This is a genomic window from Cerasicoccus maritimus (assembly GCA_031296935.1).
GTDB lineage: Bacteria > Verrucomicrobiota > Verrucomicrobiia > Opitutales > Cerasicoccaceae > Cerasicoccus > Cerasicoccus maritimus.
In genome coordinates, this window is the sequence record JAVDPD010000005.1 from 76,711 (window position 1) to 101,076 (window position 24,366).

At 55.4% G+C, this 24,366-nt stretch carries 23 protein-coding genes and 1 pseudogene; 8 read left to right on the plus strand and 16 right to left on the minus strand.

The features are described 5' to 3' along the window. The first annotated feature begins 125 nt into the window (after positions 1-125). Entirely contained in the window at positions 126-1,958 is a 1,833-nt protein-coding gene (locus RBB62_RS04700; protein ID WP_309397557.1) for a bifunctional lysophospholipid acyltransferase family protein/GNAT family N-acetyltransferase, read from the plus strand. A gap of 298 nt (positions 1,959-2,256) precedes the next feature. Here the strand turns inward: RBB62_RS04700 and RBB62_RS20255 are convergent, their stop codons facing one another. From RBB62_RS20255 to RBB62_RS04730, 8 genes and pseudogenes are all read right to left on the minus strand, one after another. Further along, a complete protein-coding gene (locus tag RBB62_RS20255; protein ID WP_425499882.1) occupies positions 2,257-2,412 on the minus strand; it encodes a transposase in 156 nt (51 codons plus the stop codon). A gap of 131 nt (positions 2,413-2,543) precedes the next feature. After that, entirely contained in the window at positions 2,544-5,456 is a 2,913-nt protein-coding gene (locus RBB62_RS04705) for a right-handed parallel beta-helix repeat-containing protein (RefSeq protein WP_309397559.1), read from the minus strand. 802 nt (positions 5,457-6,258) lie between these two features. Beyond that, complete coding sequence (locus RBB62_RS04710; protein WP_309397561.1) at positions 6,259-6,663, minus strand: hypothetical protein; 405 nt, start codon at positions 6,661-6,663, stop codon at positions 6,259-6,261. Between the two features lie 17 nt (positions 6,664-6,680). Continuing rightward, positions 6,681-6,887: pseudogene (locus tag RBB62_RS20200) on the minus strand (transposase); the annotation flags it as partial. 317 nt (positions 6,888-7,204) lie between these two features. Continuing rightward, positions 7,205-7,618, minus strand: a complete 414-nt coding sequence (locus RBB62_RS04715; RefSeq protein WP_309397562.1) for an SMI1/KNR4 family protein — start codon at positions 7,616-7,618, stop codon at positions 7,205-7,207. Positions 7,619-7,630: 12 nt separating this feature from the next. Next, the gene (locus RBB62_RS04720) at positions 7,631-8,659 is read right to left on the minus strand and encodes a polymorphic toxin-type HINT domain-containing protein (protein ID WP_309397563.1); all 1,029 of its coding nucleotides are present in this window, start codon (positions 8,657-8,659) and stop codon (positions 7,631-7,633) included. A 179-nt stretch (positions 8,660-8,838) separates the two neighbouring features. After that, the gene (locus RBB62_RS04725) at positions 8,839-9,789 is read right to left on the minus strand and encodes a cation diffusion facilitator family transporter (RefSeq protein ID WP_309397564.1); all 951 of its coding nucleotides are present in this window, start codon (positions 9,787-9,789) and stop codon (positions 8,839-8,841) included. Positions 9,790-10,307: 518 nt separating this feature from the next. Beyond that, positions 10,308-10,502 (minus strand): hypothetical protein, encoded by a 195-nt coding sequence (locus RBB62_RS04730; protein WP_309397566.1) that lies wholly within the window; start codon positions 10,500-10,502, stop codon positions 10,308-10,310. Here RBB62_RS04730 and RBB62_RS20260 point away from each other — a divergent pair. After that, on the plus strand, positions 10,413-10,619 hold the full coding sequence (locus RBB62_RS20260; protein WP_425499883.1) for a transposase family protein: 207 nt from the start codon (positions 10,413-10,415) through the stop codon (positions 10,617-10,619). The two genes, RBB62_RS04730 and RBB62_RS20260, sit on opposite strands and share 90 nt — an antisense overlap. Positions 10,620-10,639: 20 nt before the next feature. On the opposite strand, the gene RBB62_RS04735 is transcribed toward RBB62_RS20260, so the two are convergent. Both RBB62_RS04735 and glnA read right to left on the minus strand, forming a co-directional pair. Continuing rightward, positions 10,640-11,137: a cyclic nucleotide-binding domain-containing protein gene (locus RBB62_RS04735; protein WP_309397568.1), complete on the minus strand. Its 498-nt coding sequence runs from the start codon at positions 11,135-11,137 to the stop codon at positions 10,640-10,642. A 60-nt stretch (positions 11,138-11,197) separates the two neighbouring features. Further along, positions 11,198-12,607: a type I glutamate--ammonia ligase gene (gene glnA, locus RBB62_RS04740; protein WP_309397570.1), complete on the minus strand. Its 1,410-nt coding sequence runs from the start codon at positions 12,605-12,607 to the stop codon at positions 11,198-11,200. 301 nt (positions 12,608-12,908) lie between these two features. Between glnA and RBB62_RS04745 the strand changes: the two genes are divergently transcribed. After that, complete coding sequence (locus tag RBB62_RS04745) at positions 12,909-14,693, plus strand: O-antigen ligase family protein (protein ID WP_309397572.1); 1,785 nt, start codon at positions 12,909-12,911, stop codon at positions 14,691-14,693. Beyond that, positions 14,690-15,139 (plus strand): hypothetical protein, encoded by a 450-nt coding sequence (locus tag RBB62_RS04750; protein WP_309397574.1) that lies wholly within the window; start codon positions 14,690-14,692, stop codon positions 15,137-15,139. Before RBB62_RS04745 ends, RBB62_RS04750 begins: the two co-directional genes overlap by 4 nt. On the opposite strand, the gene RBB62_RS04755 is transcribed toward RBB62_RS04750, so the two are convergent. Beyond that, positions 15,136-15,414, minus strand: coding sequence for an FmdB family zinc ribbon protein (locus tag RBB62_RS04755; RefSeq protein WP_309397576.1), 279 nt, complete (start codon positions 15,412-15,414; stop codon positions 15,136-15,138). The two genes, RBB62_RS04750 and RBB62_RS04755, sit on opposite strands and share 4 nt — an antisense overlap. Before the next feature lie 12 nt (positions 15,415-15,426). After that, positions 15,427-16,032, minus strand: a complete 606-nt coding sequence (locus RBB62_RS04760) for a DUF4013 domain-containing protein (RefSeq protein WP_309397578.1) — start codon at positions 16,030-16,032, stop codon at positions 15,427-15,429. A 34-nt stretch (positions 16,033-16,066) separates the two neighbouring features. On the opposite strand from RBB62_RS04760, the gene RBB62_RS04765 reads away from it, so the two are divergent. After that, the gene (locus RBB62_RS04765) at positions 16,067-16,945 is read left to right on the plus strand and encodes a polyprenyl synthetase family protein (protein ID WP_309397580.1); all 879 of its coding nucleotides are present in this window, start codon (positions 16,067-16,069) and stop codon (positions 16,943-16,945) included. A gap of 213 nt (positions 16,946-17,158) precedes the next feature. Here RBB62_RS04765 and RBB62_RS04770 read toward each other — a convergent pair whose 3' ends face one another. Continuing rightward, positions 17,159-17,977, minus strand: coding sequence for a transposase (locus RBB62_RS04770; protein WP_309397582.1), 819 nt, complete (start codon positions 17,975-17,977; stop codon positions 17,159-17,161). A 389-nt stretch (positions 17,978-18,366) separates the two neighbouring features. On the opposite strand from RBB62_RS04770, the gene RBB62_RS04775 reads away from it, so the two are divergent. From RBB62_RS04775 to RBB62_RS04785, 3 genes are all read left to right on the plus strand, one after another. Then, positions 18,367-19,812, plus strand: coding sequence for a cryptochrome/photolyase family protein (locus RBB62_RS04775; RefSeq protein WP_309397584.1), 1,446 nt, complete (start codon positions 18,367-18,369; stop codon positions 19,810-19,812). Positions 19,813-19,887: 75 nt separating this feature from the next. Further along, a complete protein-coding gene (gene pheA, locus RBB62_RS04780; RefSeq protein ID WP_309397586.1) occupies positions 19,888-20,952 on the plus strand; it encodes a prephenate dehydratase in 1,065 nt (354 codons plus the stop codon). 430 nt (positions 20,953-21,382) lie between these two features. Beyond that, positions 21,383-22,261 carry an MBL fold metallo-hydrolase gene (locus tag RBB62_RS04785; protein ID WP_309397588.1) on the plus strand — a complete coding sequence of 293 codons (879 nt, stop codon included), beginning with the start codon at positions 21,383-21,385 and terminating at the stop codon, positions 22,259-22,261. Positions 22,262-22,294: 33 nt separating this feature from the next. Here the strand turns inward: RBB62_RS04785 and RBB62_RS04790 are convergent, their stop codons facing one another. The 3 genes from RBB62_RS04790 to RBB62_RS04800 form a co-directional block, all read right to left on the minus strand. Next, a complete protein-coding gene (locus RBB62_RS04790; protein WP_309397589.1) occupies positions 22,295-23,491 on the minus strand; it encodes an AI-2E family transporter in 1,197 nt (398 codons plus the stop codon). Positions 23,492-23,569: 78 nt separating this feature from the next. Further along, positions 23,570-23,929 (minus strand): hypothetical protein, encoded by a 360-nt coding sequence (locus tag RBB62_RS04795; RefSeq protein WP_309397592.1) that lies wholly within the window; start codon positions 23,927-23,929, stop codon positions 23,570-23,572. A gap of 103 nt (positions 23,930-24,032) precedes the next feature. Continuing rightward, on the minus strand, positions 24,033-24,314 hold the full coding sequence (locus RBB62_RS04800) for a glutaredoxin family protein (RefSeq protein WP_309397594.1): 282 nt from the start codon (positions 24,312-24,314) through the stop codon (positions 24,033-24,035). Between the last annotated feature and the right edge of the window lie 52 nt (positions 24,315-24,366).

Below are 24,366 nucleotides of genomic sequence, written 5' to 3' on the forward strand. Positions count from 1 at the left end.
GAAACTAATGATCCAGTGCTCTCAGGCTTCTATCTGGACTGAATACATAAATTGATTTTGCCGACATTTCATGGCACACTTTAGTGCTTGTGGCGTCTAAGTGGAAACTTAGAGTCCACTACTTTATGCCCTCTGATCCGTCGAAGCAGCTTATTGATGTCCGGGAGTCCCTCTCGGGGTGGCAGCTCAAGCTATATGAGCTGGGTGGCAAACCGCTGGACGACTTTCTGGGCATCTCCGCGCTCAATAACTACTACCAGCGGGTCGTGGACGATCATTCGACGATCAATTTCTACGAGCGGGCGCTCCGGGCGCTGAATGTCGCCTACGAAGTCAGCGATGAGGACCTGGCTAAAATCCCAAAAGATGGGCCGACGCTGGTCGTCAGCAACCACCCGTTTGGCATGGTTGACGGCGTGGTCTTTGGTGCGCTGTTGACGAGTCTGCGTGACGATTCCAAGCTTCTCGCCAATTACCTGCTGACCAAGATGTCCGAGATTCAACCGTGGATGATTGCGGTGGACCCCTTTGGTGGACCCGAGGCGGCGCGGAGTAATTTTGCCGCGCTCAAGGAGACGATCCGGCACCTCAAGGACGGTGGCTGCCTGGGCACTTTCCCGTCTGGTACGGTATCGCATTGGCAGTGGAAAACCCGCCAAATTACCGATCCGCTTTGGTTGGATAACACGGCCCGCATTATTGAGAAATCTCAAGCGACCGTCGTGCCGCTGTATTTTGAGGGGCACAACAGTTGGGCGTTCCAAGTCGCTGGGATGATTCACCCCTTGCTGCGGACTGCTTCATTAACGCGTGAGCTGGCCAAGCAGTCGGACAGCGTGGTCCGGCTGCGCATCGGTGCGCCGATCACTTACCGCCAAATGAAGGATTTTCCCACGCCGCAGGCCATGATGGATTTCCTGCGCGTGAAGACGTATATTTTGGCCAAGCGAGAGGCTGACCAAAAGCCGCGCCGACGATTCTCCTTCCCGCGTTTGCCGAAGCGTGAAACGCCCATGAAGGAGATCGATCCCTCGGCACCGCCCGAGGTGCTCGCCGCCGAGATCGCTGGTCTCCCCGATGATTGCCTCCTCACGGAACACGGCGACTTCCAAGTTTACTGCGCGCATGCCGAGCAAATCCCCGAAGTCCTAGAAGAGCTTGGCCGTTTGCGCGAGCGCACATTCCGCGTGGTCGGAGAGGGTACGGGCGAGTCGACCGACCTCGACCGCTACGACCTGCATTACCGCCACCTCTTTATGTGGGATGCCGGGGCGCAAGCCATTGTAGGGTCTTATCGCATCGGCATGACCGAAGAGATCTTGCTCACGCATGGTCGCCAGGGGCTCTATACCGCTTCGCTCTTTAAGTTTAAACCGGAGTTCTTCGAAAAGCTGGGCCCCGCGCTGGAAGTTGGCCGCTCGTTCATTGCGGTTGACTACCAAAAGAAGCACGCCTCGCTGTCGTTGATTTGGCGTGGTATCGGTCTTTTTGTGGTGCGCCACCCAGAATACCGCACTTTGTTTGGGCCGGTGAGCATTAGCCAGGAATACAACGCTGTTTCAAAGGACCTCATGGTGAAGTTCCTGAAAAAGAGCAAGATGCACGATGAGCTGGTCAACTACGTGAAGGCCAAGCACCCGCCGCGCGGAGGCAAGAAGATCGGCGCGAGTGAAAAGAATGCGATGCTTTCTTCCGTGCGCAGCATCGATGATGTATCGGCGCTGATCTCCGAAATCGAGCAAGATCAGAAGGGCGTGCCGGTCCTCCTTAAGCATTACTTGAAGCTCAACGGCACATTGCTTTCGTTCAATGTCGATGCCGACTTCGGCAACTGCCTGGACGGCCTGATCGTGGTCGATTTGACAAAGTCAGACCAACGCCTGCTTAAGAATTACCTGACGCCCGAGGGCCTCAAAAGCTTCCTGGAATTCCACTCCGTCGAAGCCTCCACGCGTTAGCAATGCTTGCGGCGGAGTAAACATACTACGGCCAATGAGAATGGCAGGGGGGCGCTTTGATGCTGGTATCCGCCATCTCAGTTTAAGCGAGATTTGGCATGACAGTGGCCACGTGAATCCTATCCCTTGGTTGTGGTAAATCCTAACTCGGCTGAGTCGAAGAGTCGTCAACGCTCCTGGTAAGGGGCAGCGATACTTCGTCAAGTAGGGGGGGGCTGACGCGCAAGTTAAAGGGGCAATCACGAGTCAAGGATCACACGTCAAGGGGTGAGTGCAGATTTTAAATACTCATGCGCAACTATGTTCTAATTCCACGTTCGACTCCTTCGATTTTCCAGCAATAATAAGTCTCGGTGCTCATGCCATGCTCTCGGCAGGCCTCTCCCACTTTCATCCCTTCACTGGTGCGAAGAATGCGGATGATCTGTTCAGTGCTGCGATGTCCTTTTTTCATATGATTATACGGTATCTATACCTTGAGCCGAGGTTCAGTGTGCGTAGATGGCCATGAAGCGTTGCTCGCCGAGCCAACGAGTGAGGCTCTTGACCTCTTCGACTCGACCCAAAGCAGTGTGGTGATGGTGGTTAAGGGGCGAAGGTGACCACGTCGACGCGGAAGTCATCGTAGTGGACCTTTTGATGGACGTTGGTATTTTCCGTATGGATACCGATGCCCCCTGCGGTAAAGGTCGACAAGGCCGTGGAGTCCGTGTCGGTGTAGGAGAAGTCGACGGAGCTATCGTTATCCGCATCAACCTCGATCGTGATACCGCTACCGCTCTGACGCACCGTGACCAAGTAGTCGCGCGAGCCACTGTGCGGCAGCTCGATATCGGAGTCCGTCGCGAGGACGGTTTCCACAGCGCCGAGTCGGCGGATCAGCCGACCGTTGTCGCGGCTGATATCGATCCAGTAGCAGTTGTCCTCATCGATGGTCAGCACGGTGACGCCGGAGCCAATCGCGATGTAAGCATTGAAGGCGGTGAACTGTAGGTCGTACTCCTGCCAGTCGTCGCCTTGCTCGGAGATAAGCCACGCGTTCTTGGTCTGCCCGCTAACGCCGTTTGGCTCATAGAGCGCCTGGCGGCTCAGGTGGGTGCTCATTTGCACGTAAGGCTTAAACGTGTCGTAACCGCTCGGGCGATACCAGCTGAGGCCCTGCGTCGCGGTGGTGTTCAGCCAATCGTCAACGTCGTTGTAATGGCCGTCCTCGAAGTCATCCACAAAGATGGTTTTCGTGTCGTTTACGATGGTTGGCGTTGGCTCGGCGGAGGGTGAGTTGCCCGGCTCTTCCCAGGCACCGATGTCCGGGCGCAGGTCGATCAAAGTGCCGGCCAAATCTTCACCCGGCAAAGCGCTCGGCGCGAAGGCCAGCGTGGCAGCGTTGATGGACGGGCTGGTTGATTGCAAGGCCCCATCGAAGTCCGCCGCATTGACGAGCTCGTAGTCCACGCCGACTTGGGTAAAGCGCCCAAAGGCACGCTTGTCATCGACGCCGGACGGCAGCGGGTTGGGCGTTTCCTGGAGGATATTCCAGTCGAACAAATCCACTTGCGCATTGGCATCGATGCTGATGCGGGCGAGGTTGTTATTGTAAATTTCCACGCCGGTCGATGGGCCGATGCGGACACTATGGTTATCCATCGGCCATTGCACGCCATGCAGGCCAAAGGTGCGACCGCTGGGAATGTAGGCCACCGTGTTGTTGCGGAAGACGAGGTTATCCACGCCGTCGGCATTGTTGAAAAGGTTAGCCTGCGTCGGGCCGAAGACGTTGTATTCGAAGGTGATGTTTTTATTCCGCAAACTGGAGGCGTAGTAGTTGTTAAACTGCACGCCCTGCGCCTCGGAATCGAAGAGCACGTTGTAGCGGAAAGTGACGCCGTTGTTCTCCATGCCGGGGTTGCCGGGGCCGGGAATGAAGATGTGAATGAGGTCACAGTGGCGGGACCAAGTCGGCTCTTGCGCATCGGTGACGCCGTCATCGAAGCGGCAAATGATGTTGTCTTCGACGAGCGCATTCCACCAGCCGATCACGCGGATGCCGTCATGCGTGCCGTCGTGGATGTAGTTGCCGCGCACAAGGATGTCGTGGCCGCGACCGGAGATCGCCGTGCCGGTGTTGGTGATCTCGCAGCCTTCGATAGTGATGTCCGTGCCATTGCGGAAACTAACGGCGGTCTTTTCAATATTGGCCACACTGCCGGTCCACGGACCAAAGCGCTCGACGAGGCAGTTGTAGAGTCCCCAGTGCTTGCCGCCATCGCACTGCCAGCCATTACGCAAGATGAGGCCTTCAAGGCGGATGTAGGCGTTGTAACCACCCGTCTGGTCGGACGGCCCGCCAGGCCCAGCAACCGTAAAATTATCCAACTCAGGCGAGGCGCCTGGAGCGGCTTTAATCGTTACCCAGTCGCTGAAAATGTCGCCACCTTCGTTGAGGAAAATGTCGCCATAGGAGCCGTCGCGCAGGGCCACGGTTTCGCCACCGGTCACGACGTTGTCGAGGACATGTTGCAGCGTCTCGTAAGGGTTGCCGCTAGAGCCGTCGCCCGTCGTGTCATCGCCGCTGTTGGCGTCGACATAGATTGCCGTTTCCACGGAGTTCGCCGCCGCCGCATAGATGACGGCTTCGCGAGTTTGCCAGCTATCGCTGTCGTGAATGGCCAGGGTGAAGCCGATCAGCTTTTTGGTACCATCGAGCGGGAGAGGATCATCAAAGGTCCACATCGTCGCCGTGCCCGAGCGGATGAGCGAGTAATTGCTCATCTGGCTCCAGTATTCGCTCATGGTCAGCGCGGCAACCACATCGGGATTGTCCGGCGTGCCGCCGCTATTGGGCTCGGGGAAACCAGTTTCGCTGGTAGTTTTGGGCGTGCCGAGGGACTCGTAAATCAGCTCTGAGTCAACGCCACCCAAGCCGTCATCGTAGTCCGCGTAGATGTACACTTTGCGGTCGTTGCCGGAGACGAGGAAATTGCAGCTATCGTAAAAACCCTGCTGCGCAACGGGCAAGTCCATCGAGGCAATGGCCAGCGGGTTGCCCGTGCTACCGGTATGTGGACGATAAGCGCGGACCGCATTCGACGCGATCGGCTGGCTCGGCGTAATGCCAACCGATGGTAGGACGAAGCCGCCGCCAGGCTCGGCGTCGAGCGCTGTACTCAGTTGAAATGTGCCGTAGCTGGTGGTCAGCGCGCCACTCGCAGGCAGGCCGGAGGTGGTCTGGTCGTCCCAAGCGTAGGTGCGACTGCTGCCGGTGCCGGGAGAGTGCTCGCCGAAGACTTGGTGGACCATGCGGCCGCCGAGATTCCAGTCACCAGGTGGGTTATAGAGGAAGGCATGATCGGCCTCAGCCTCGGAGATGTAGGCGTCGTAGTTGAAGCCGTCGGTCAGATCGAGCGCGATCACGTCAGCAGAGGCAGTGCTCGCGCAAAGCGCCACCAGCGCAGCGCAGAGCCCGGAAATATGCCCTGGCAGGGAGGGAAATCGAAGCATAGTTCGGTAGGATTGGGTTTAAGAGAAGGGGAGGATGACATAACGGCTGACCAAGCGGACGCCCGAATTGCATAACACGTTTGTTATGTGTTAGGCCAATGTCAACAGCGCAGATCAGATTAATGAAACTTCCGTCGGTGGGTAAATGAAAACGCCTATACCGTTAGGGTTGTGCCTTATTAGGTTGCCGGATAGTGCCCAATGCGCACATGTCAAGCCGCATGAAAACCCGCGCCGCTGTTCTCCACTCCATGAAACACGCGATGCCCTACTGGAACGCGCGCCGCTGCATGCCGTTTTGCCCCGGTTATCGCCAACGCCTTCCAATCAAACCAAACGCAAAGCCGCCATCAGTGAACTGCTACGCTGCATTGGAACCGATCCGATTCCGGTTCGGCCAAACCGCTCTGAATCCAGAGCAGTCAAACGAAGAGCCAAAGGGGATACCAGTTCCTCACCAAACCAAGAACACAGAAGGTCGTAGCTCTCTCTAGAAGACTGAAATGAAAAACGTTTGGGAACCAAATCTTAGCGCCATTCACATTTGCCCCTTTGGCTTTTCCCGAAGTGGAACTCTGCGACGAAATCATCAACCAGCTTTTTGACGTTCAGTGATGCCATCCAGGGTGCTTTTCAATTCCCACACCTGTGTTTTCAAAAAGAACCGCTGCTGTACTGAAGCAACAACAGTGGCTGTACTTGCTCGATAACCGATGCTGTACTGGGGAAAGAACCGAGCGGTTCTTTTCGAGTTTCCTACGTAGGCTTTTCGGAAACAACCGTATAGGCTTTGGCCAGTTTCCTACGTAGGCTTTTGCGATTTTCCTAAGTAGGCTTTTCTCCCGGGATAAACCTCACGCTCAGCAGGTCGCCCCACTTCGGCCAACTCCAACTGCTTCTGGTAACGCCGCATCCCCGCCTTGTCCGGCGACCAATCACCACTCTGCCCCAGCCAGGTTTCGCTCGTCAAATGCGGCCAACGATCCGGCTCGAAAAACTTCGGAAAGCTCGACAGCTCATACCCCTTCAACGCCTTGAGCTCACACAAATTCGCTCGGACCGGATTCAGATGAATGTAATTGACGACCCGCAACAGCGACGGCCCCGGCTCAACCACCAGCGCCTTGTAGCGACTTTGGAAGACGTGACCTGGCGTCTTGATGAAATGATTGAACCGATTTGCGAACGACCCCTGCAGCCACTGCATACCATCGACAGATTCGGCTCCGGAGTCTCCAGCGCCAAATGATAATGATTCGACATCAACACATAAGCATGAACCCGCCAACCAAACCGCCTACAAGCTTCAAACAAAGTCTTCTCGAATGCCGCCCCCGTCTTGTGTTTCGTAAAGAGATCCTGCCGGTAGTTCCCCCGATTGATCACATGATAACGGGCTCCAGGAAATTCTACACGTGGCGCTCGTGGCATGAAAATAAGACTTCAGCATAGACGAAAAATATCAATCCGAAAAGCCTGACCCCCTTGGACCTTCTTGTCTTATGCATAGTTAATAACTGTCCTCAAAATACGGAGAGGTAAAAGGGAGATTCTATTTTCTACGTTCGACCCCTTGCCACCTTGCAGAACTCTAGCTTACCACAGGCAAAGGCGCCTCAGCCGGGCCGAGGACTGCAGAGCTGATGACAGATTCGCTCGAACTCGCACAAGCGTAGCGCGGAGAGGATGCGAACGTATCTGGCAGCAGATGTGCCGCAGTGGTTTGGTTGCGGAGGATTAGGTCGCGATTACCCATCTAATACAGACTTAATTCGAGCTAATTTTGCTTTAATAAATTCAGAAAATGATTCTGCGATAACATCAAGCTCGCCTAAACTTGAATCGTATTCCACGACTTTCCAGTCATCATTAACATCAAAACCAACACAATAACCTTGGTAGTCATCTCCAAAAAATAAGACGCCTTCAAGATCCTCTGCCGTATCTTCATCATAAATACTCGAAGGCTTAACTAATCCATCATAGATTTTGTATCCTCCGTCGTATATATCACCTGAGCCAATCTCTCCGATGAAGTCTAAATAGTCCTCCGGAACCCCTTGATGCTCGCCCTTGATATCATCTAGCTCTTGTTTTTTCAATTTTCTCAACGAGCCACCTATTTCATCTACGATTTGCTTTTCTTTAGTATAATCAAACATGATCGTTTTCCTTTATTTCTTAAATATACGCCTAACTACACCACCTTTTTTAAGTGAACGATGGAGCCCGCCCTGGTGCTGATCTGGGAATCTAGCCGGATGTATATTCCACCAAGTATGTGGGCCTCCATACACATTTTCAATTATGTGATGGCCATCATAATAATCCCCAGCTTTTCTCAAGAGTTTTCCTTCATCATTAAAAAGATCGTCCGCATAGGTAGGCCACACTTGTCCTGTTTCAGCTTCCCATTCTTTAATCAATTTATTTTTAGTTCGGCTAAATTCCAGCCTATGTGTTTCCCCTGCTTCTTTAGACAATCGAGAATAACTATTTTGACGAAGATCGTTTGCCAAGATAGCTCGTTGTTTCGCGTGAACTCTTAATCCAGTCTGAGCTTCGATGTCGTGCAAATAAGCTATGGCATCATTTGTTAATTGAGAGTTCCCTCCTTGTTTTGAGGCATCCGCTCCCGCACATTGATTATGCACCCATAACAGCTCGTCGCCTTCTGGCAGGCATACGAAGTAGGTGTGCGTCTCGGCCACTTCCAGGTTGTAGACTGGGATACTGGCGCCCTCGGGCGCGGCGCTAAGCTGGCGCTCGACCAGCGTCGCCGTCGAACCATCCTCCAGGCGCAGCTCGCTGCCGAATGGAATCAGGGCGGCATCGGTCCAGCCAAAGTCATCCACAAAGAATGGATGCTCGGCTGTGGTGGTCACCGTGCTCTGAAGGCCATCCCATGATTCAAGCGTCAGCGTGCACAGCTGCTCGGTCTCATGCTCGTAGCGCTCGACCACTGGCGCCCAAACGAGCTCACCCGTTTCATTGTCATAGCGGCTGAGCACATACATGCCAGGTTCGATCGACTCAATGGGCAGGGCCCCCTGATCCGTCATGACCAGCGTGCCGGCCACGAAGCAGACGAAGCCATTCTCCATGAGCGTGCGCCGCATATCAGCGCCAATGCCGCCCTTGGTCAATATCCGCGCCTTCTGCGGAATAGAGTCCGCCTGACGCGCGGCCCGGACCACCGACATCTGCGCATCGGATAAGTCTGCGCCAAAGACACTAAAGCAAGTATCGTGCTCAATATCTCAATTTAACCGAGAAAAGGTATACCCCTTAAACTCCGAGGTGAATTTACATCTCTTCTTCATGGGTTGCTAGAATTTAACTGGTGATAGCAACCTGTCCAACATTACGGGGCCAGCTCATTTTAGTGCGAGTCCGTCACGCGGATCAGGGTGGGGGAGTCGCAGCGGCCGCTTTCAAATTGAAGCGTGACGTGGGTGATCTCGTAGTTGTCGTGGAGGAGGTCTTCGATCTCGTCGACGAGGCAATTGCATTCGCTGACGAGGCGGTCGTCGACGTCGATGTGGGCTTCGAAATGGATTGTTTGGTCATTGAGTGACCAGATGTGGACGTGGTGGGTATCGCGGACGGCCGCGATGCCTTTGATCGAGTCCGCTACCTCCTGCACGTCGATGTTGGGCGGCGTGCCCATCATGATGATGCGGATGGACTCCTCGACGATGCCCCAGCTTTCTTTGATCAGCCAAAGGGAAATGATGACGGTTAGCAGCGGATCGATCCACTTGACGCCTTCGCCCCAGACGATGATTGCCACCCCACCCAGAATCACGCCGACGCTGACGACCGCGTCGCTGAGGACGTGGAGGTAGGCCGAGCGCATGTTGATGTTATCCTTGGCACCCTTTTGCAGGAGAATGGCGTTGATTATGTTTGCGACGAGGCCAACGAATGCCACGCCAATCATCCAGCTCGCCTTGACCTCTTCCGGGTGGATGAAGCGCATGGCTGCTTCGTAAAGCAGCCACAGGCTGATACCGATCAGGACGCCCGCGTTCATGGCGGCAGCCACGATTTCCGCTCGTTTGAGGCCAAAGGTGTGCTTTGGCGTGCCGGGCTTTTCACCGAGTTTGACCGCGATGAAGCTGGCGAGCAGGGCTACGGCGTCGGTGGCGGTGTGGAGCGCGTCGGACATCAGGGCCAAGCTGCCGGAGATGATTCCACCGATGATCTGCGCAGCAGTGATGATCAGGCTGATGCCCAGTGCCTGGAGCAGGCGTTGCTTGGGAATGCCTTTGGCGGAATGCGAATGGCCCTCATGCGAGTGGCCGCCATGATCATGATGCGCGTGTGACATGGTGTTTCAGCTTAATCCCGGCAGGTTTTATGCGAAGCAGAAAATCCTAGAGGACGTCTAAAAACTCAAGTGATTTTCGCCTGAAAACGTCTTCAAGGGGAAAATATCATTTCTTCACTTCAGCGAAACTGGATTTGCCTCGATTCAGAAGCCGAAATATTGCCTCTCGAAAACACCTCGCCAACTCGATCAGACTTTTTAGATGCCTTCTTGGAATGTCGTCTAAGTCCATTTTAAGGTTCATCGTCAAATACGGGCGAATGTCGTGCAAAGAAGCGGTGAAGAAGCTAGAGATAAAGTTCTGACACTAGCCATCCAGCTTCAACCCCGCTTCAATGAATGAAAATTGATTTATTCTCCCTGTTTTGGAGAGGCTACATTCTGCAGTCGTACCGTTTTCTCAGCCAGAAGCATCTTCTGGTGAGATTAGAGCCTGAGGGGGTGGCGTTTTGTAGCGGTTGTGGTCAGAGGTGTCGCAGATCCATGAGAGGGTTGAGCGTCGAATCCGCGATTTCGATCTATTGGATAGTCGGCTGACACTGGAGCTCCCGGTAGGTCGGGTCGATTGCCCGAATTGAGGGCGTCGTCGTGAGCAGATCAGCTGGCTTTCCAAGCTCCAACGCATGACGGATCGCTTGGTGCGCTACGTCAAAGCGATATGCCGGATACTGCCGATCAAGCATATCGCCGAGCGCCTGGATCTGTCCTGGCACACGGTTACAGGGATACAGAATACTTCTTCCTTTAGATTAAACATGCATTCCCCGGTAAATGATGATGAACCAAAAAAAAGAAGACCGTCCATTGGGACGGCCTTTTCGAAATGCTGAAGGAGGAATTCTTCGATGCGCTAATCTCGCTGGCGGATGCTGAACAGCGAGCCGGCTAGCCAGACATCGGTGTTGCGGAGGCGTAGGCTGATTTCGCGGGCGAGGTTCATAACCACCTGAGAGAAGGTCATGACGTCGTCTTCGGTCGCGTAGTGGAGATCTTCGCTGGAGAGCGAAAGACAAGTTGTGTCTTCCAGCGCGCGCACGGTGGCCGAGCGCGGTTGGGTGTCGACCAACTCCATTTCACCAAAGGTTTCACCCTTTTGCAGCACGGCAATGCGCTCGGAGGTGATGGCTTCCTTGTTGAAGACTTTCTTCTCGATGACCACGCGGCCCGAGGAGATCATGTAAAGGCGGTTGCCGGTCTCACCCTCGCGGATGATGGCGTCGCCACTTTGGTATTTCTCGACTTTTAGAACGTTGAGGAAACGCTCCAGAGCTGCATCATTTATTTTATGAAATAGCGCATGGCGGCGCAGCAGCTCAGCGCCGCCCTCAATGGCATTGGTGTTAGTCATGATGATATTGTTTCTGGTAGAAGCGCGCCAGTAATGGATGATGAATAATAAGCTAACTGGTTACACGTCAAAATACATACTAAACTCATGTGGGTGCGGACGCAAGCGAATCGCGTCGTGCTCAGCCTGCTTTACTGAGATATAGTTCTTAATAAAATCAGCGGTGAAGACTTCGCCCTTCAGTAAGAATTCGTGATCGTTGCGGAGGGCGTCCAGCGCCTCGCCGAGGCTGCCGGGAACGCGGGCAACGTTGGCAGCGATTTCCGGCGGCAGGTCGTAGAGATTTTTGTCCATCGCTTCGCCCGGATCGATTTTGTTCTCGATGCCGTCGAGGCCGGCCATGAGCAGCGCAGAGAAGGCCAGGTAGGGATTCGCCGCGGGGTCCGGGCTGCGGAACTCGACGCGGATGGATTTCGGGCTGTTGGAATAGGTCGGGATGCGGCAGATCGCAGAGCGGTTGCGCGCGGAGTAGGCCAGCATGACGGGCGCTTCAAAGCCCGGCGCGAGGCGCTTGTAGGAATTCGTTGTCGGGTTGGTGATTGCGCAGAGGGCAGGGGCGTGCTTGAGCAAGCCGCCGATGTAATACAGCGCGTTTTGAGACAGGTTGGCGTAGCCCTCGCCCGACATGAGCGGTTTGTCGTTTTTCCAGAGGGACTGGTGGGTGTGCATGCCCGAGCCGTTGTCGCTGAAGAGCGGCTTCGGCATGAAGGTGGCGGTCTTTCCGCGGCGGGCAGCGACGTTGCGCACGACATATTTGTAGGTGCACATCATGTCGGCCATTTTGAGCAAGGTGTCGAATTTGAGGTCGATCTCGGCTTGGCCGCCGGTGGCGACTTCGTGGTGCTGAGCCTCGACTTCGAGCCCAAGCTCCATCATGACGGCGACCATTTCGTTGCGGATGTCCATGCCTTTGTCGGCCGGAGAAACGGGCAGGTAGCCTTCCTTGGGGCGAATCTTGTACGCAAGGTTTGGGAATTCTTCGCGACCAGTGTTCCAAGCGCCTTCATCGGAGTCGACGCGGTAGAACGCTTCGTTGTTGGCACCGCCGTAGCGGACGTCGTCAAAAATGAAGAACTCGGCTTCCGGGCCGAAATAGGCGGTGTCGGCAATGCCGGTGGAGAGCAGGTATTGCTCGGCCTTTTTCGCTACGCCCCGGGGGGAGCGTTCATAGGGCTCGCGGGTGATGGGCTCCTCGATATCGCAGAGCAGGCTAAGGGTCGCCATTTCGGTGAAGGGGTCCATCCAGGCCGTGGTGGCATCTGGGATAACGAGCATATCCGAGGCTTCGATGGTCTTCCAGCCTCTGATCGAAGAGCCGTCGAACCCGAGGCCTTCTTCGAATAGTTCTTCGGTGAGCTGTTTGACGGGGATCGTAAAATGCTGCCAAGCGCCATGTAGGTCGCAGAACTTCAAGTCGACCATTTTAACGTCTTGGGCCTGAGCCAGAGCGATAACTTCTTTGGGTGTCATGGTGGATAGGAGCAAAAGACATGTTTTTTAGGTTTGCGAGCATTTAGCGCGCTCGCATAAGCATGAGCTGTTTAATTCATTCCCCGAAACACTTAGCTGACCCCGCATGGCGGCGCGTTATTCGAAACACCATAAGGTTGCCGTATTTGGCGAACTGACCTTGGCCAATTTTCTCGATTGGGCCATAACGCTGTGCGTCTGTGCTTGGCTGTTTGTGCTGTGTTATCAATTGGGTGGCTCGCAACCGGATACAATGCTGCTGTCAATTGGCATTTGTGGTCTAGCGATTGCGCTGCATACTATGGGGCTATTAGCCGGTAACTTTCGTGAGGCGGTTAAGATCAATCCCCTTGGTTTCATCTTCATGCCGGCGCTGATCTACACGGCGGCGAACCTGCTGCTGTGGAGTCCCTTTGAATGGCGGGGGCGCGCAGAGCTGCTGAATCTCATTCAGGGTGTGACAATTTTTTGGTTGGCGGTGCAGAATTTCCGCACGAAGAATCACGTTTGGTTCGTGATGATTGCGCTCGTGAGTATCGTCATTCTCGGTGTCGCGATTGGCATCATGCAGTTTTTTTACCGGCCCGAATGGTTACCCAAGCTTTTCGATCCATTCGCCAGTGTGCTGAATCGTGTGAGTTTGCCCGGAGAATATCTGGGCCGCGCATCCGGATTCTTTGGAGCGCCCAATGCTTACGCGGGCTTCATGATGATGGTCGGGTTCCCGATGCTGGTGGCCGGATTCAGCCGCCGATTCACTGGCATGGCGCGGGCTTTCTTCGTCTGTGCCGGGATCATTGCGATTGGCGCGGTGTTCTTATCGATGTCGCGTGGGGCTTTGATGCTGACTGCCGTGGGGATTTTTCTTCTGCCGTTGGTGGTGCAGGCGAAGCTGCGCACGATGGTCATGTACTGGCTGTTGCTCGGCGGGCTTTTTGTGAGCACGTTGGGGATGCTTTATGCTTTTAATCCGCAGTTTCAGGACCGCATCACGCAGTCCATCGATGTAGGCGGCGAGAGCAGTCGCCCCGTGATGTGGCAGGCGGCGTGGGCGCAGTTCTTGGATGCGCCGTTGATTGGAAACGGAGTTGGCGGCTACGGCGTGCTGTTTGAAGATCAGCGGCCCGAAGGCTTTAACCGCAACCCCATCCATGCGCATAATGATTACCTGGAAATGCTGGCGGATCAGGGGGCCGTGGGCTTCCTCTTGTTTTGGGGCGCCGTGGGCTGGATTGTGTTTAAGGCGCTTTGTGAGTGGATGCGCCAACCAGTCGTGGTGAAGGTGAGTGGCAACAGCCGCAAGCATAGCCTGCGAACGCCCACGCACCGGTTTATACTCGGTGCCTTGGGAATGGGACTGCTGATGTTTTGCGCGCATTTGCTGCTGGAGTTCCACCTGAAAACTCCGGCGCTAATGATGCTTTTCTTCTTCTACCTTGGCTTAATTTGTAAATGCCTGCCTGGAGATCGACTGACGATTCCACGGTCAGGAGGTTGGCAGACGGGAATCCTCGTGCTGGGGGGCGGTTTGGCGTTGCTGATCCCGCTGTTGGCCCTGCCGATTTATTCCGGTTATTTCTATGCTTACAATGGCCGCGAAATGGTGAGCCAATTCGACCAGAATGTGAGCCAATATAAGCAGGATGAGGCGTTTTACGCCGAGATGATTGAGCTGCTGCAACTCGCCGTGGAGGAAACGCCGGATCATGCTGATGCTTGGTCGGACCTCAGTTATGCGGTGGCCGCGCAGGAGTTGTTGCATCCGGGGCAAGGCGAACGATACGGGGAAGAGGCAGAAGGCTATGCGCGCCAGGCAATCGAAGTTTGTCCCGAACTTCCATTGGCATGGATCAATCTCGGCAATGCCTTGGCCGAGCAGGCAAAACTGGGTGAAGCAGGCGAATTTTATCAGCAGGCGACGCTTGTCGCGCCCAATCGTTCCGATGTTTGGTATTACTACGCGGTGTATTTGAATTACTCGCCGGACTCGCGTTCGCAGGCGCTCATGGCCGTGGAGCGCTCCATTCTGCTGGAGCCCGAAAACGAAGAGGCCAGGGATTTGCGCCGCAAGATCCTCGTCCCATGAGCACGCCCGTGACCATCATTCGGCACCCGAAAGAGCGGTTGAGCAAGTGCTCGCTGGAGCCGCTGCGTGGGCGTCCAGACTTGGAATTCCATAAGGCGCACGACCGCTTCACCTTTGACGCCACGGGCTACATTCTGCTGGCGATCGACGCGCCGGTGATATCGCCGGATGACGCCGGGCATCCGCTGCTTTTGCTGGATTCCACCTGGCGGCTCTTGCCGCAGTTGATGACATCCGTGCAGGGCGAGCCAATCCTACGCACGCTGCCAATGGAGGTGCGCACGGCTTACCCGCGCGTCAGTAAGATTGCCGAGGACCCCACTCGTGGGCTGGCATCAGTTGAGGCGCTTTATTTGGCCAAAAAGCTCTTGGGCGAAGATGATCCAAGCCTCCTCGATCACTACTATTGGCGCACAGAGTTCCTGCGGCAATTCGAGCCAGCTTAGTCTTTCTTGGCGTCGCTCTTCTTGCTCTCGGACTTGGTTTCCTTTTTGGAGTCCGATTTGGGGCTATCGCTGGACTTACTGCCCGACTTTTTCTTGTAGTCGGTTTCGTAAAAGCCGCTGCCTTTGAAGATAATGCCTGCTCCCGAGCTGATCTGACGCTTCACTTTGCCCTTCTTATTGCAGAGGGGACAATCGCTCAGCGGGTCGTCCTTCATGGACTGAAAGTGCTCAAATTCTGTGTCGCAGGCGGCACAATGGTAATCGTATGTCGGCATGATCTGATTCGTTTACAACTTCGGCGCTTCTCCGTTTGAATGAGAAAGCAGCGGAATCGCGTAAGCCACGAACAGCACCATGCCAAGAAAAAAGGTAAACGGCAGTAGCGGCAGGCCAATGGCCATGAGGCCAACCCAGGCAATGCTGGGGATGAGCAGCTTCTTCCAATTGGCTTCAACCGGCGCAAAGATATTCTCCACATCGGCCAGCGAAGCGAAGTTTTGGGTGCGCTGGTAGAGGATCAACGCGGAGCAAAACATCGGTAGGCCGACGACGAATGCTGCCGATCGTGCGAGCCAGGAGAAAATGTCCAGAAACGAGCCAGGGACCATGCCGAAAAGCCAGGTGATCAGGACCGCCAGCACGAGCGGAATGCCCACCCAGGCAATGAAGACTGCCAGCCCGTGGAGGCCGACCATGAACATGCGCTGCCAGTTGTCCCAATCGGGGAGGGCGGCGCTCGCGTCACGGCGCAGCATGAAGGCGTAGGCAAAGAGATAGCCGAACGCCAAGGGGAGTCCAATGATGGTTAAACACAGCGCTCCGCCGATCAACAGCTTCTTCCAGCTGTCGTGTTCCGTAAAAATGCGCTCGCCAATAGTTTCAATGCTTGCCATATCTGCCGGTTTTTACGCCCTGATTCTCACGCCCATGGATTTCAAAGCAACAGTAAACGAATACCGCGAACGCGTCGAAAAAGCACTCGACGAACTCACCCCCGCTGCCAGCGTCCGCCCGGCAGTGCTCCACGAAGCCATGCGCTACAGTGTGTTGGCTGGTGGCAAGCGTTTGCGCCCCTGTTTGATCCTCGCGGCATATGAGCTTTTTGAGTCGAAGAATGATCCGATGTCCGCTTGCGTGGCAATGGAATGCATGCACACCTACAGCCTGATCCACGACGACTTGCCTTGCATGGACGACTCCGATCTGCGCCGTGGTCGCCCGACCTGCCACAAGCAGTTCGACGAAGAAACCGCGCTGCTTGCTGGTGATGCCCTGCTGACCTACGCGCTCTGGATTCTGGCCGACAAGTATCGCTACGATCCGCAACTCGCCGTCGATCTGGTACACGACCTCGGTGACGCCGCTGGCAGCGAGAAGCTCATCGGCGGCCAAATGGAAGACCTCCTTGGTGAGCGCGACGAGCCGACTGCGGACCGGCTGGAGTTCATTCACCTGAACAAAACCGGCGCACTGATCACCACTTCGCTGACGATGGGCTATCGCCTCACGGGCGCGTCCGCCGAAAATGTGGCCATCATGCGCGAAGCGGGCAAGCACATCGGTTTGGCATTCCAAATCATCGATGACATTCTGGATGCAACTTCCGACGCCGAAACGATGGGCAAGCCCGTGGGCGCGGACGAAGAGAACAACAAGATGACTTACCCGGCGCTCTACGGCTTGGAGGCATCTCGCGCCAAGGCCCACGAGCACACCGAAGAGGCGATTAAGCGCTTCGAGCAGCTCGGCGGTAACAACACGGTGTTGATCGAGCTGGCCCGCTACATGGAGCAGCGGATTAACTAATCATCGTCGTTCCCTTTTTGCTAGAAGGGCAGTTTTATCAATTTAAAGAGGCGTCCATTGGGCGCCTCTTTTTTAAGGTTCATCGTGATTTATCGTAGAATGCATGCTTACAAAGCACCACTCCCTCAGGCTCTTACCTCAAAAGAAGATGATTTGAGTTTGAGAATACGATGTGGCTACGGGCTGTAGGCTTTCCAAAACAAGGTTAATAGATCAATCTCCATTCATTGAAGTGGGGTCAACGCTGGCCTGGGCGTTGTAGCTTTGCGTCACCGCGCTGCTTTTGCCTTTGCGCATCAGGCGCGAATCCGGATCGGTCAGGTTGGTTTGTTCGCCGGAGGCAGGTTGGTCGTCCGGCGGCTCGGGACGACGGCCCTTGCCATTACGCTTTTGGTGCGCCTGGACTTTGGCTTCGTAGGCCGGGCGCTGGGCGGCGGCGCGCTCTTTGGCCCGTGCTTGCAGGGTCCGCTGGGCCGCATCCATCTGCTCGCGCAGGGCTTGGCGACGGGCAATCTCCGACGGCAGGCGCTCGTCCACTTCCGTGTTGTCGGCCTGCTCGGCCCGGGCGCAAAGCGCCTCGATGTCCGCGCTCAGGCGCGTTTCGAGCTGCCGGGCCCGTTCGTAGGTGACGTTGCGGTCCTTGCTCGCGTTGGCCCTCACGTGCGTGCCATCGATGGCGACCGTGCCCAGCTTGAACAGCTTCAACTCGCGCGCCAAAAGCAACACCTCAAGAAAACACGCCGTGAAGGCCGCGTGGTTTTCACGACGAAAAGCGCAAATGGTGTCGTGGTCCGGGTGCGTGTCGCCCGTCAGGTAACGCACGCAAACGTCCCGGTAGGTCGCGCGCTCGATACGGCGGGAACCGAACAATCCGTGGCTGTAACTGTAAATCAGCAGCGCCAACAGCATCCGCGGCGGATACTGCGACTTGCCCGCTCGCGTGCGCTTTATCTTGAAAGCGCTCAAGTCAACGCGATCAACCGCCTCCAAGATGAAATGCACCGGGTCGTCCTCAGCAACCCACTCACGCATATCAACCGGTAACAAAAGAGGCGTTTCCCGATCTACCATCACAAAATCCATCAAAACAGCAAATCAACTTCAGCAAAGCTAGGCCATCAAATCCGACAGGCTGCTAGTATCTTTGCACTACATTAGCCCCCGCGTTCGACGATGAACCTTTTTAATTTGCTCGTTGTCTGAGGTAATATAGCATGGCAATAGTGAGAGCTGCTAAGTACGAAAGAACAAATATCCGGCGTGTACGGAAGGAGAGAAAAAGTAAGGTGCCCCTGCTATTAGCATTAGGTGGGGTAATCTTAGGGCTCGTTGCAGCTTGGCTGATCTGGTTCAAGCAAGTGCATTAGCAAATATTCTTGCACTGCCGTTTGCACATTGGCTGTGAGTTCATTTACTGAACTGTGCCCGATTCTTCTACCGCTCCCTGCCTGGTTTGGTTTCGCCAGGATCTACGCATTCACGATAACCCAGCCCTACAAGCCGCTATCGAGCGTGGCGGGCCGATCGTGCCGGTATTTATCTGCGATGAAAAAGGCGAGGGGCAGTGGTCTTTTGGCGGTGCGACCAAATGGTGGCTGTACCATGCGCTCAAGGACCTCGCCGATCAACTGGCCGACTACGACTTGCGGTTGATTATTCGCCGCGGTCAGACCGGCGCCGAACTCAAGCAACTGCTCCAAGATACGCGCGCCGACGCCGTTTACTGGAATCGTCGCTATGAGCCGGATGTCATCAAGCGCGACACGCAGATCAAGGAAACGCTGACCGCCGATGGCTTCGAGGTCGAAAGCTTCAATGCATCGCTGCTCTTCGAGCCCTGGAAAATCAAGAACCAGTCAGGTAAGCCGTTTCAGGTTTTTACGCCGTATTGGAAGCATTGCCTCAAACAGGATATTGTGCCGCCCGTCAGCGTGGATCACCGCCAAGCCAGGCCGCTTAGCGAGCAACCCGCGTCGCTGGAGCTGGATGAGCTGGAACTCCTACCAACGATTAAATGGGACTCCGGCTTCTACGATTTCTGGACGCCCACGAGCACTGCCGCACGCCAACGTCTAGGCAAGCTCGCTGCCAGCGGCGCTTCGGGCTATGTGAGTGATCGTGACCGTCCGGATATGGACGGCACCTCGCGCCTCTCGCCATACTTGCACTTCGGGCAGATTGGTCCGCGCGAAGTCTTTGCCGCGTTTGACAAACATGATTCGACTGGCGTCAAAGGCGGCAAAAAGTTTTTGTCCGAGGTTGGTTGGCGCGAGTTTTCGCATCACCTGATGTTTCACTTTCCACACACGCCAACTGATGCCTTGCGCCCGGAGTTTAACCACTTTCCGTGGGAGATGGACGAGCAGCTCCTCCGCGCCTGGCAAAAGGGCGAGACTGGCTACCCGATTGTCGACGCCGGCATGCGCCAACTCTGGGCCACTGGCTGGATGCACAACCGCGTGCGCATGATCGTGGCCTCGATCCTCGTGAAGCACCTGCTGATTCCGTGGCAGGAAGGCGCACGCTGGTTCTGGGATACGCTCGTCGACGCCGACCTCGCCAACAACACGCAAGGCTGGCAGTGGAGCGCAGGTTGTGGCGCGGACGCCGCGCCATACTTCCGGGTGTTCAATCCGATCTTGCAGGGGCAGAAATTTGACCCCAACGGCGATTACGTGCGCGAATGGGTGCCCGAGCTGCGCCTCGTGGAAACGAAGGTGATCCACGAGCCCTGGGAGGCCGGATTCGACCAGTTAAATCGCGTGGTGATTGGCCGCGATTACCCGGCACCCATCGTCGACCACAAGCGTGGCCGTAACCGCGCGCTCCAAGCCTACGAAAAGCTCAAGGCACTGCGGTCGAAGTAGAGGGCGGAATCAGGCGTCGAATAGAAGGTTATATTTTTCCCTTTCCCCGGAGCGCGGACCGCTTATCGTTCCCGCATGGATCTCAATCCCGTCCGTGATAAAATCGACGCTATCGACCGCGAAATCATCGCCAAGCTGAACGAACGTTTCCGCCTGGCGCACGAAGTCGCGCGCGTAAAGCAAGAGGCGGGGCTGCCGATCTATCACCCGGGTCGCGAGGAAGCGCTCATGCGCAAGCTGAGCGATGTCAACACCGGGCCGCTCTCCGAGGCTGGCATGCGCGCCATTTACCGCGAAATCATCTCCGCGATGATCGCGCTGGAAGAGCCGCTGACCATTGCCTACCTCGGACCAGAGGCGACCTACACCGAGCAGGCCGCGCGCAAGAATTTCGGGGCTCAGCCCAAATATGTACCGCTGGCGACGATCCCCGATGTGTTTGCCGCCGTCGAAAAGGGCGAGGCGCATCACGGTGTGGTCCCGATTGAGAACTCCACTGGCGGCGTCGTCAGCCACTCGATGGACATGCTCGCGGAGACCGATCTGACGATCATTAATCAAATTTTCCTGCCCATCGAGCATTGCCTGATCTCCAACTCCGCGCTGGAGGACATCAAGGAAGTGCACTCCAAAGACCAGGCCCTTGCGCAATGCCGCGACTGGTTGGCGCGCCATCTGCCGCATGCCAAGCAAGTCGATGCCGACAGCACCGCCCAGGCAGTTAAGCTGGCTGGCGAAACCGAGGGCGTGGCGGCGTTAGCGAGCGAGTTGGCCTCCGAGCGCTACGGCGTGCCCGTGATCAAGCGAAACATCCAAGATGTCGCAATAAGCGTGACGCGTTTCATTGTCCTTGGCCGCGAACCCGTTGGCGGCGGCACCGGCCACGACCGCACGAGTCTCATTTTATCGATCAACGACGAGCCCGGTGCCCTGGAAAATGCGATTAAGCCCTTCAGCTCACGCGGCATCAACATGACTAAAATTGAATCTCGTCTCAGCCGCCGCAAGGCCTGGGACTACTTGTTCTACATCGACATCGATGGCCACTGGGAGGACGAAGCGGTCCAAGCCGCCGTCACCGAGCTGAAGGCCGGCTGCCCGCTCGTGAAGTGGCTGGGGAGTTACCCGGTCAAGGACTGATGGAAGCCGTAGCTAAGCCAGTTCTGCATTGGCGTTCTGCACAGTTCGCAATGTTAGTTGTTTTTCTGGCAGCGCTCGTCGTTTTCTACTTGGACAGTATCGTTTTCAAAGCACACATCTTGGAGAGTTGGCTGTCGACTGATTGGCATTCCGTATGTGATTTTTGGAGCCAGTTAATCTTTGGCAAAGTAATCAAATAGTGCTCTCTTGCTTGCCTCCAAGCTCGCTATCTGCCATAATTTCAGTATGAAAAGTCGGCGAGTTTCAAGCCTCTGGAGCACCTTAAGTATCGCCTACTGAGCGACCAAGCGTCGCCGCCGCTTCCTCATCCGCCTTCAGGGATTCATCGGCTTGGGCAAATACTTATCGTCGGCGAGGCGTCTGAAAGTTTGCTTTGCCAGTTTCACTAAAATGTATTCTTAATCACGACATGCGTCTAATTATTACAGCCTCTTCGACTGCGCTCTTCGCGACATGGGTTTTTATTGAGAATTTCGGTGTCTTGCTGGATGCGGGAGATGGGGTCAGTGCATGCTTGGGACAAAAGAGCCGCAAGGTTCGGCATGTCTTCGTGACGCATGCTGACCGCGATCACATCTGCGGGTTGTTGCAGCTCAATCAATTAAATGCGCGTGATGGCATACCGGCGATTTACTTTCCGCAGGACTGCGGTTCTTTTCCGGCACTGAAAGATTTTTTTGCGAAATTCGATCCACAATCCGGTGCCGCAACATGGACCGGCCTTCAGGCGGACGCAGTGGTGAACTTGAAGGGCGAGTTTTCGGTTGAAGCTCGGAAGTCGAATCACGTCATTGCTGGAGATCTCTGCAAAGCACTTGACTACACCATCTGTTCTCAGCGTCGAACGTTGAAGACTGAATATCGCAATCTTCCAGGTCGGGAAATAGCGGAACTGCGTGCGGCCCAAGGGGAGGAGGCGATCACAGAGGTGCGGACAGAGAAGCTCATTGGCTATTCCGGTGATGCGCCGGAGCTGGAGTCAGAGCACTGGGATGGAGTTCGGATTTTGATCCATGAGGCGACTTTTTTAGAGCCTGAGACCGCGCGTAGTTCCCATTCCAATTTGCCTCAAGTATTGCGCGCGGCCTCTAAGCTTCAATTGGAGGCGCTCATTCTGATTCACTTTTCAGCACGATACGCTCAAGAGGAAATTGAAGCAGCAATAAGGACCCAGGCGGCAAGCTTGTCCCCTAATTTTCCGATCTTTGCTGTGTATCCTGGAGAGGTAAAAACAGACATCTTGGCGTCGGTTCCCGTTTGGGAACCGAACTCATCGGCTATTGGCTGAAGCGAGCAGGGAACGGGCAGGGCCGTGCGTCAGCTAGGCAGTTTGCTCATCCGCCTTCAGGGAATTCATCAGCTTGGGCAGATACTTCTCGCGCGCCAAGCGCCAGAAAACGAGGAAGAACGCGGTCAGCGGGATGGCCATAATCATGCCCAGGATGCCGCCCAGCGCGGTGCCCCAAAAGAAGATCGAGAAGATGATGAGCATTGGGCCCATGCCGGTTTTGTCGCCCATGATTTTCGGCGTGAGCACGTAGTCTTGGACGACTTGCACGACCGCGAAAGTCAGCACGCAGAAGCCGACCGTTGGCCAGCCGCCGCCAGTTTGAAAGAACGCCAGCGGCAGCACGACACCGACGCCGAGGATCGTGCCGAGGTAAGGGACGATGTTTCCGAGGCCGACCATGATGCCGAGCAGGATCGCGAACTTCAGTCCGCTCAGGCCAAAGCCGATGGCAAATAGCACCGAGAGGATCATGCCGATCAGGATTTGCCCGCGGAAAAACGACACCAGGATGTCCACGAACTGCTTGATCAGAAACATGATGTCGTCGCGCCATTTTTGATCGATGAACGAGAGCTGCGATTCGATGTCGCGCCACTTGTCGCGTTGGCTGTCGAGCAAGTAAAAGAGATAGACGGGGACCACGGCGTAGGCGGCGATCTTGGCGAACAATCCAATGAGAATGCCGCCGGCGGTGCCTAGCGTTTTGAGGGTTTGCTCGACTGCGGTTTTGATGCTGGAGCTGTGCTCGGCCACGAAGTTTTTGATCAACACATCGATGGACTCACCGCCGGTTTTTTCGGCGATCCAGTCCTTAAGCCAGGGCGCATTTTCCGAGGCATAATTGATGACGTTGCTAGCCAGCGTGGGAGCGCTGTCAATCAGCTCGATGCTTTGTTTGAAAATGAGCGGGGCCGCGTAGGATGCGAGGGCCGCCATTGCCAGAATGACCAACGCAAAGAGCAGGCCGATGCTTTTGGCACGGCTAAGTTTCAGTTTGGTCTCAAAGAAATTGACGATCGGGCGGAGCAGGGTGGCGAGGATCGCCGCCAGCGCCACGGGCAGCAACACGTCGCTGAAGGTGTTGACGAAGCTGCGCATGAGCAGGAAAAGCCCATAGATCGCGCCGAGCACGATCACCCCCGCGAGCACGGTTAAACCCGCGCCGACGATGTTACGTTGAGTGGGCGAGAGCAGTCGTTTGGTGACCGATGGAGTATCGTCAGGCATAGCTTGTTGGTAATAGACAGTCAGATCTGATAGTTGGCGAGTCCGTAATGCCGACCGTGAAACGATGGTAAATGGCGCTTATTGAAACACATGTTCCTTGGGAAGGATTGAACCGCAGTAGATGCAGCTTGCTCGGCTGGAGTTAGAATTTCGTCTGCAGCTTGGACACTCGACTATGCGCTGGGTCATCTTTCCGTCCGCTACGCCGTCCCGCAGGTCAATTTCCAGCATGCGGTCAGTCAGGTCTTGGTCGGTCAGATCGAAGCGTTCGCGAATGAGCTCCCACATGGCTTGAGAGGCGAGCGCCTGACGAACATGCTTTCGCTCAAATTCTTGGGCTTTGTTCTTGGCTCTCTCAGCTTTACCGCTGGCGATATTTGCTTCGCCTCTTGCAGTATTGATTTCGTTTTGTTGATAGAATTCCCAAAATAGACTCATGGCATCGTGTCGTGTCGTGTGTTAACTTTTGACACGATACTACCCGCCAAATCCTTAGGCGCCAATTATAAGTTTGGCGTGGGATTATAGCTGCAACACGGGCTCAATCGTCTTCCAGGTGGTCGGCGAGGCCGAGGCGACGGCGCACTTCGGGTTCTTCCGCGACTTCGTCAACGAATTCATCCACGCTAAAATCCGCCACCACGAAGTCGCCGTATTCGAAGGTCGGCGTGAGCGATTGGCCGCTGATTTCGATCATCCGCTGCATGTTGCTGCGGCTGCGGGTTACATCGCGCACATCCAAGTCGACACCGTGTTGTTGAAAGTAAGCGAGTGCCTCATTGCACCAGGGGCAGCCTGGTTTGATGTATATGATGGGTTTCATTCTTAATTAATAGTCAATCCCGCAAACCCTTGGCTGGCAACCCTAATCGGAC

Bases quoted from the DNA above. Each gene is read 5' to 3' on its own strand.
- RBB62_RS04700 (WP_309397557.1), top strand. From the start codon at position 126: ATGCCCTCTGATCCGTCGAAGCAGCTTATTGATGTCCGGGAGTCCCTC.
- RBB62_RS20255 (WP_425499882.1), bottom strand. From the start codon at position 2,412: ATGAAAAAAGGACATCGCAGCACTGAACAGATCATCCGCATTCTTCGC.
- RBB62_RS04705 (WP_309397559.1), bottom strand. From the start codon at position 5,456: ATGCTTCGATTTCCCTCCCTGCCAGGGCATATTTCCGGGCTCTGCGCT.
- RBB62_RS04710 (WP_309397561.1), bottom strand. From the start codon at position 6,663: ATGCAGTGGCTGCAGGGGTCGTTCGCAAATCGGTTCAATCATTTCATC.
- RBB62_RS04715 (WP_309397562.1), bottom strand. From the start codon at position 7,618: ATGTTTGATTATACTAAAGAAAAGCAAATCGTAGATGAAATAGGTGGC.
- RBB62_RS04720 (WP_309397563.1), bottom strand. From the start codon at position 8,659: ATGTCGGTGGTCCGGGCCGCGCGTCAGGCGGACTCTATTCCGCAGAAG.
- RBB62_RS04725 (WP_309397564.1), bottom strand. From the start codon at position 9,789: ATGTCACACGCGCATCATGATCATGGCGGCCACTCGCATGAGGGCCAT.
- RBB62_RS20260 (WP_425499883.1), top strand. From the start codon at position 10,413: ATGACGGATCGCTTGGTGCGCTACGTCAAAGCGATATGCCGGATACTG.
- RBB62_RS04735 (WP_309397568.1), bottom strand. From the start codon at position 11,137: ATGACTAACACCAATGCCATTGAGGGCGGCGCTGAGCTGCTGCGCCGC.
- glnA (WP_309397570.1), bottom strand. From the start codon at position 12,607: ATGACACCCAAAGAAGTTATCGCTCTGGCTCAGGCCCAAGACGTTAAA.
- RBB62_RS04745 (WP_309397572.1), top strand. From the start codon at position 12,909: ATGGGGCTATTAGCCGGTAACTTTCGTGAGGCGGTTAAGATCAATCCC.
- RBB62_RS04750 (WP_309397574.1), top strand. From the start codon at position 14,690: ATGAGCACGCCCGTGACCATCATTCGGCACCCGAAAGAGCGGTTGAGC.
- RBB62_RS04755 (WP_309397576.1), bottom strand. From the start codon at position 15,414: ATGCCGACATACGATTACCATTGTGCCGCCTGCGACACAGAATTTGAG.
- RBB62_RS04760 (WP_309397578.1), bottom strand. From the start codon at position 16,032: ATGGCAAGCATTGAAACTATTGGCGAGCGCATTTTTACGGAACACGAC.
- RBB62_RS04765 (WP_309397580.1), top strand. From the start codon at position 16,067: ATGGATTTCAAAGCAACAGTAAACGAATACCGCGAACGCGTCGAAAAA.
- RBB62_RS04770 (WP_309397582.1), bottom strand. From the start codon at position 17,977: ATGCGTGAGTGGGTTGCTGAGGACGACCCGGTGCATTTCATCTTGGAG.
- pheA (WP_309397586.1), top strand. From the start codon at position 19,888: ATGGATCTCAATCCCGTCCGTGATAAAATCGACGCTATCGACCGCGAA.
- RBB62_RS04785 (WP_309397588.1), top strand. From the start codon at position 21,383: ATGCGTCTAATTATTACAGCCTCTTCGACTGCGCTCTTCGCGACATGG.
- RBB62_RS04790 (WP_309397589.1), bottom strand. From the start codon at position 23,491: ATGCCTGACGATACTCCATCGGTCACCAAACGACTGCTCTCGCCCACT.
- RBB62_RS04795 (WP_309397592.1), bottom strand. From the start codon at position 23,929: ATGAGTCTATTTTGGGAATTCTATCAACAAAACGAAATCAATACTGCA.
- RBB62_RS04800 (WP_309397594.1), bottom strand. From the start codon at position 24,314: ATGAAACCCATCATATACATCAAACCAGGCTGCCCCTGGTGCAATGAG.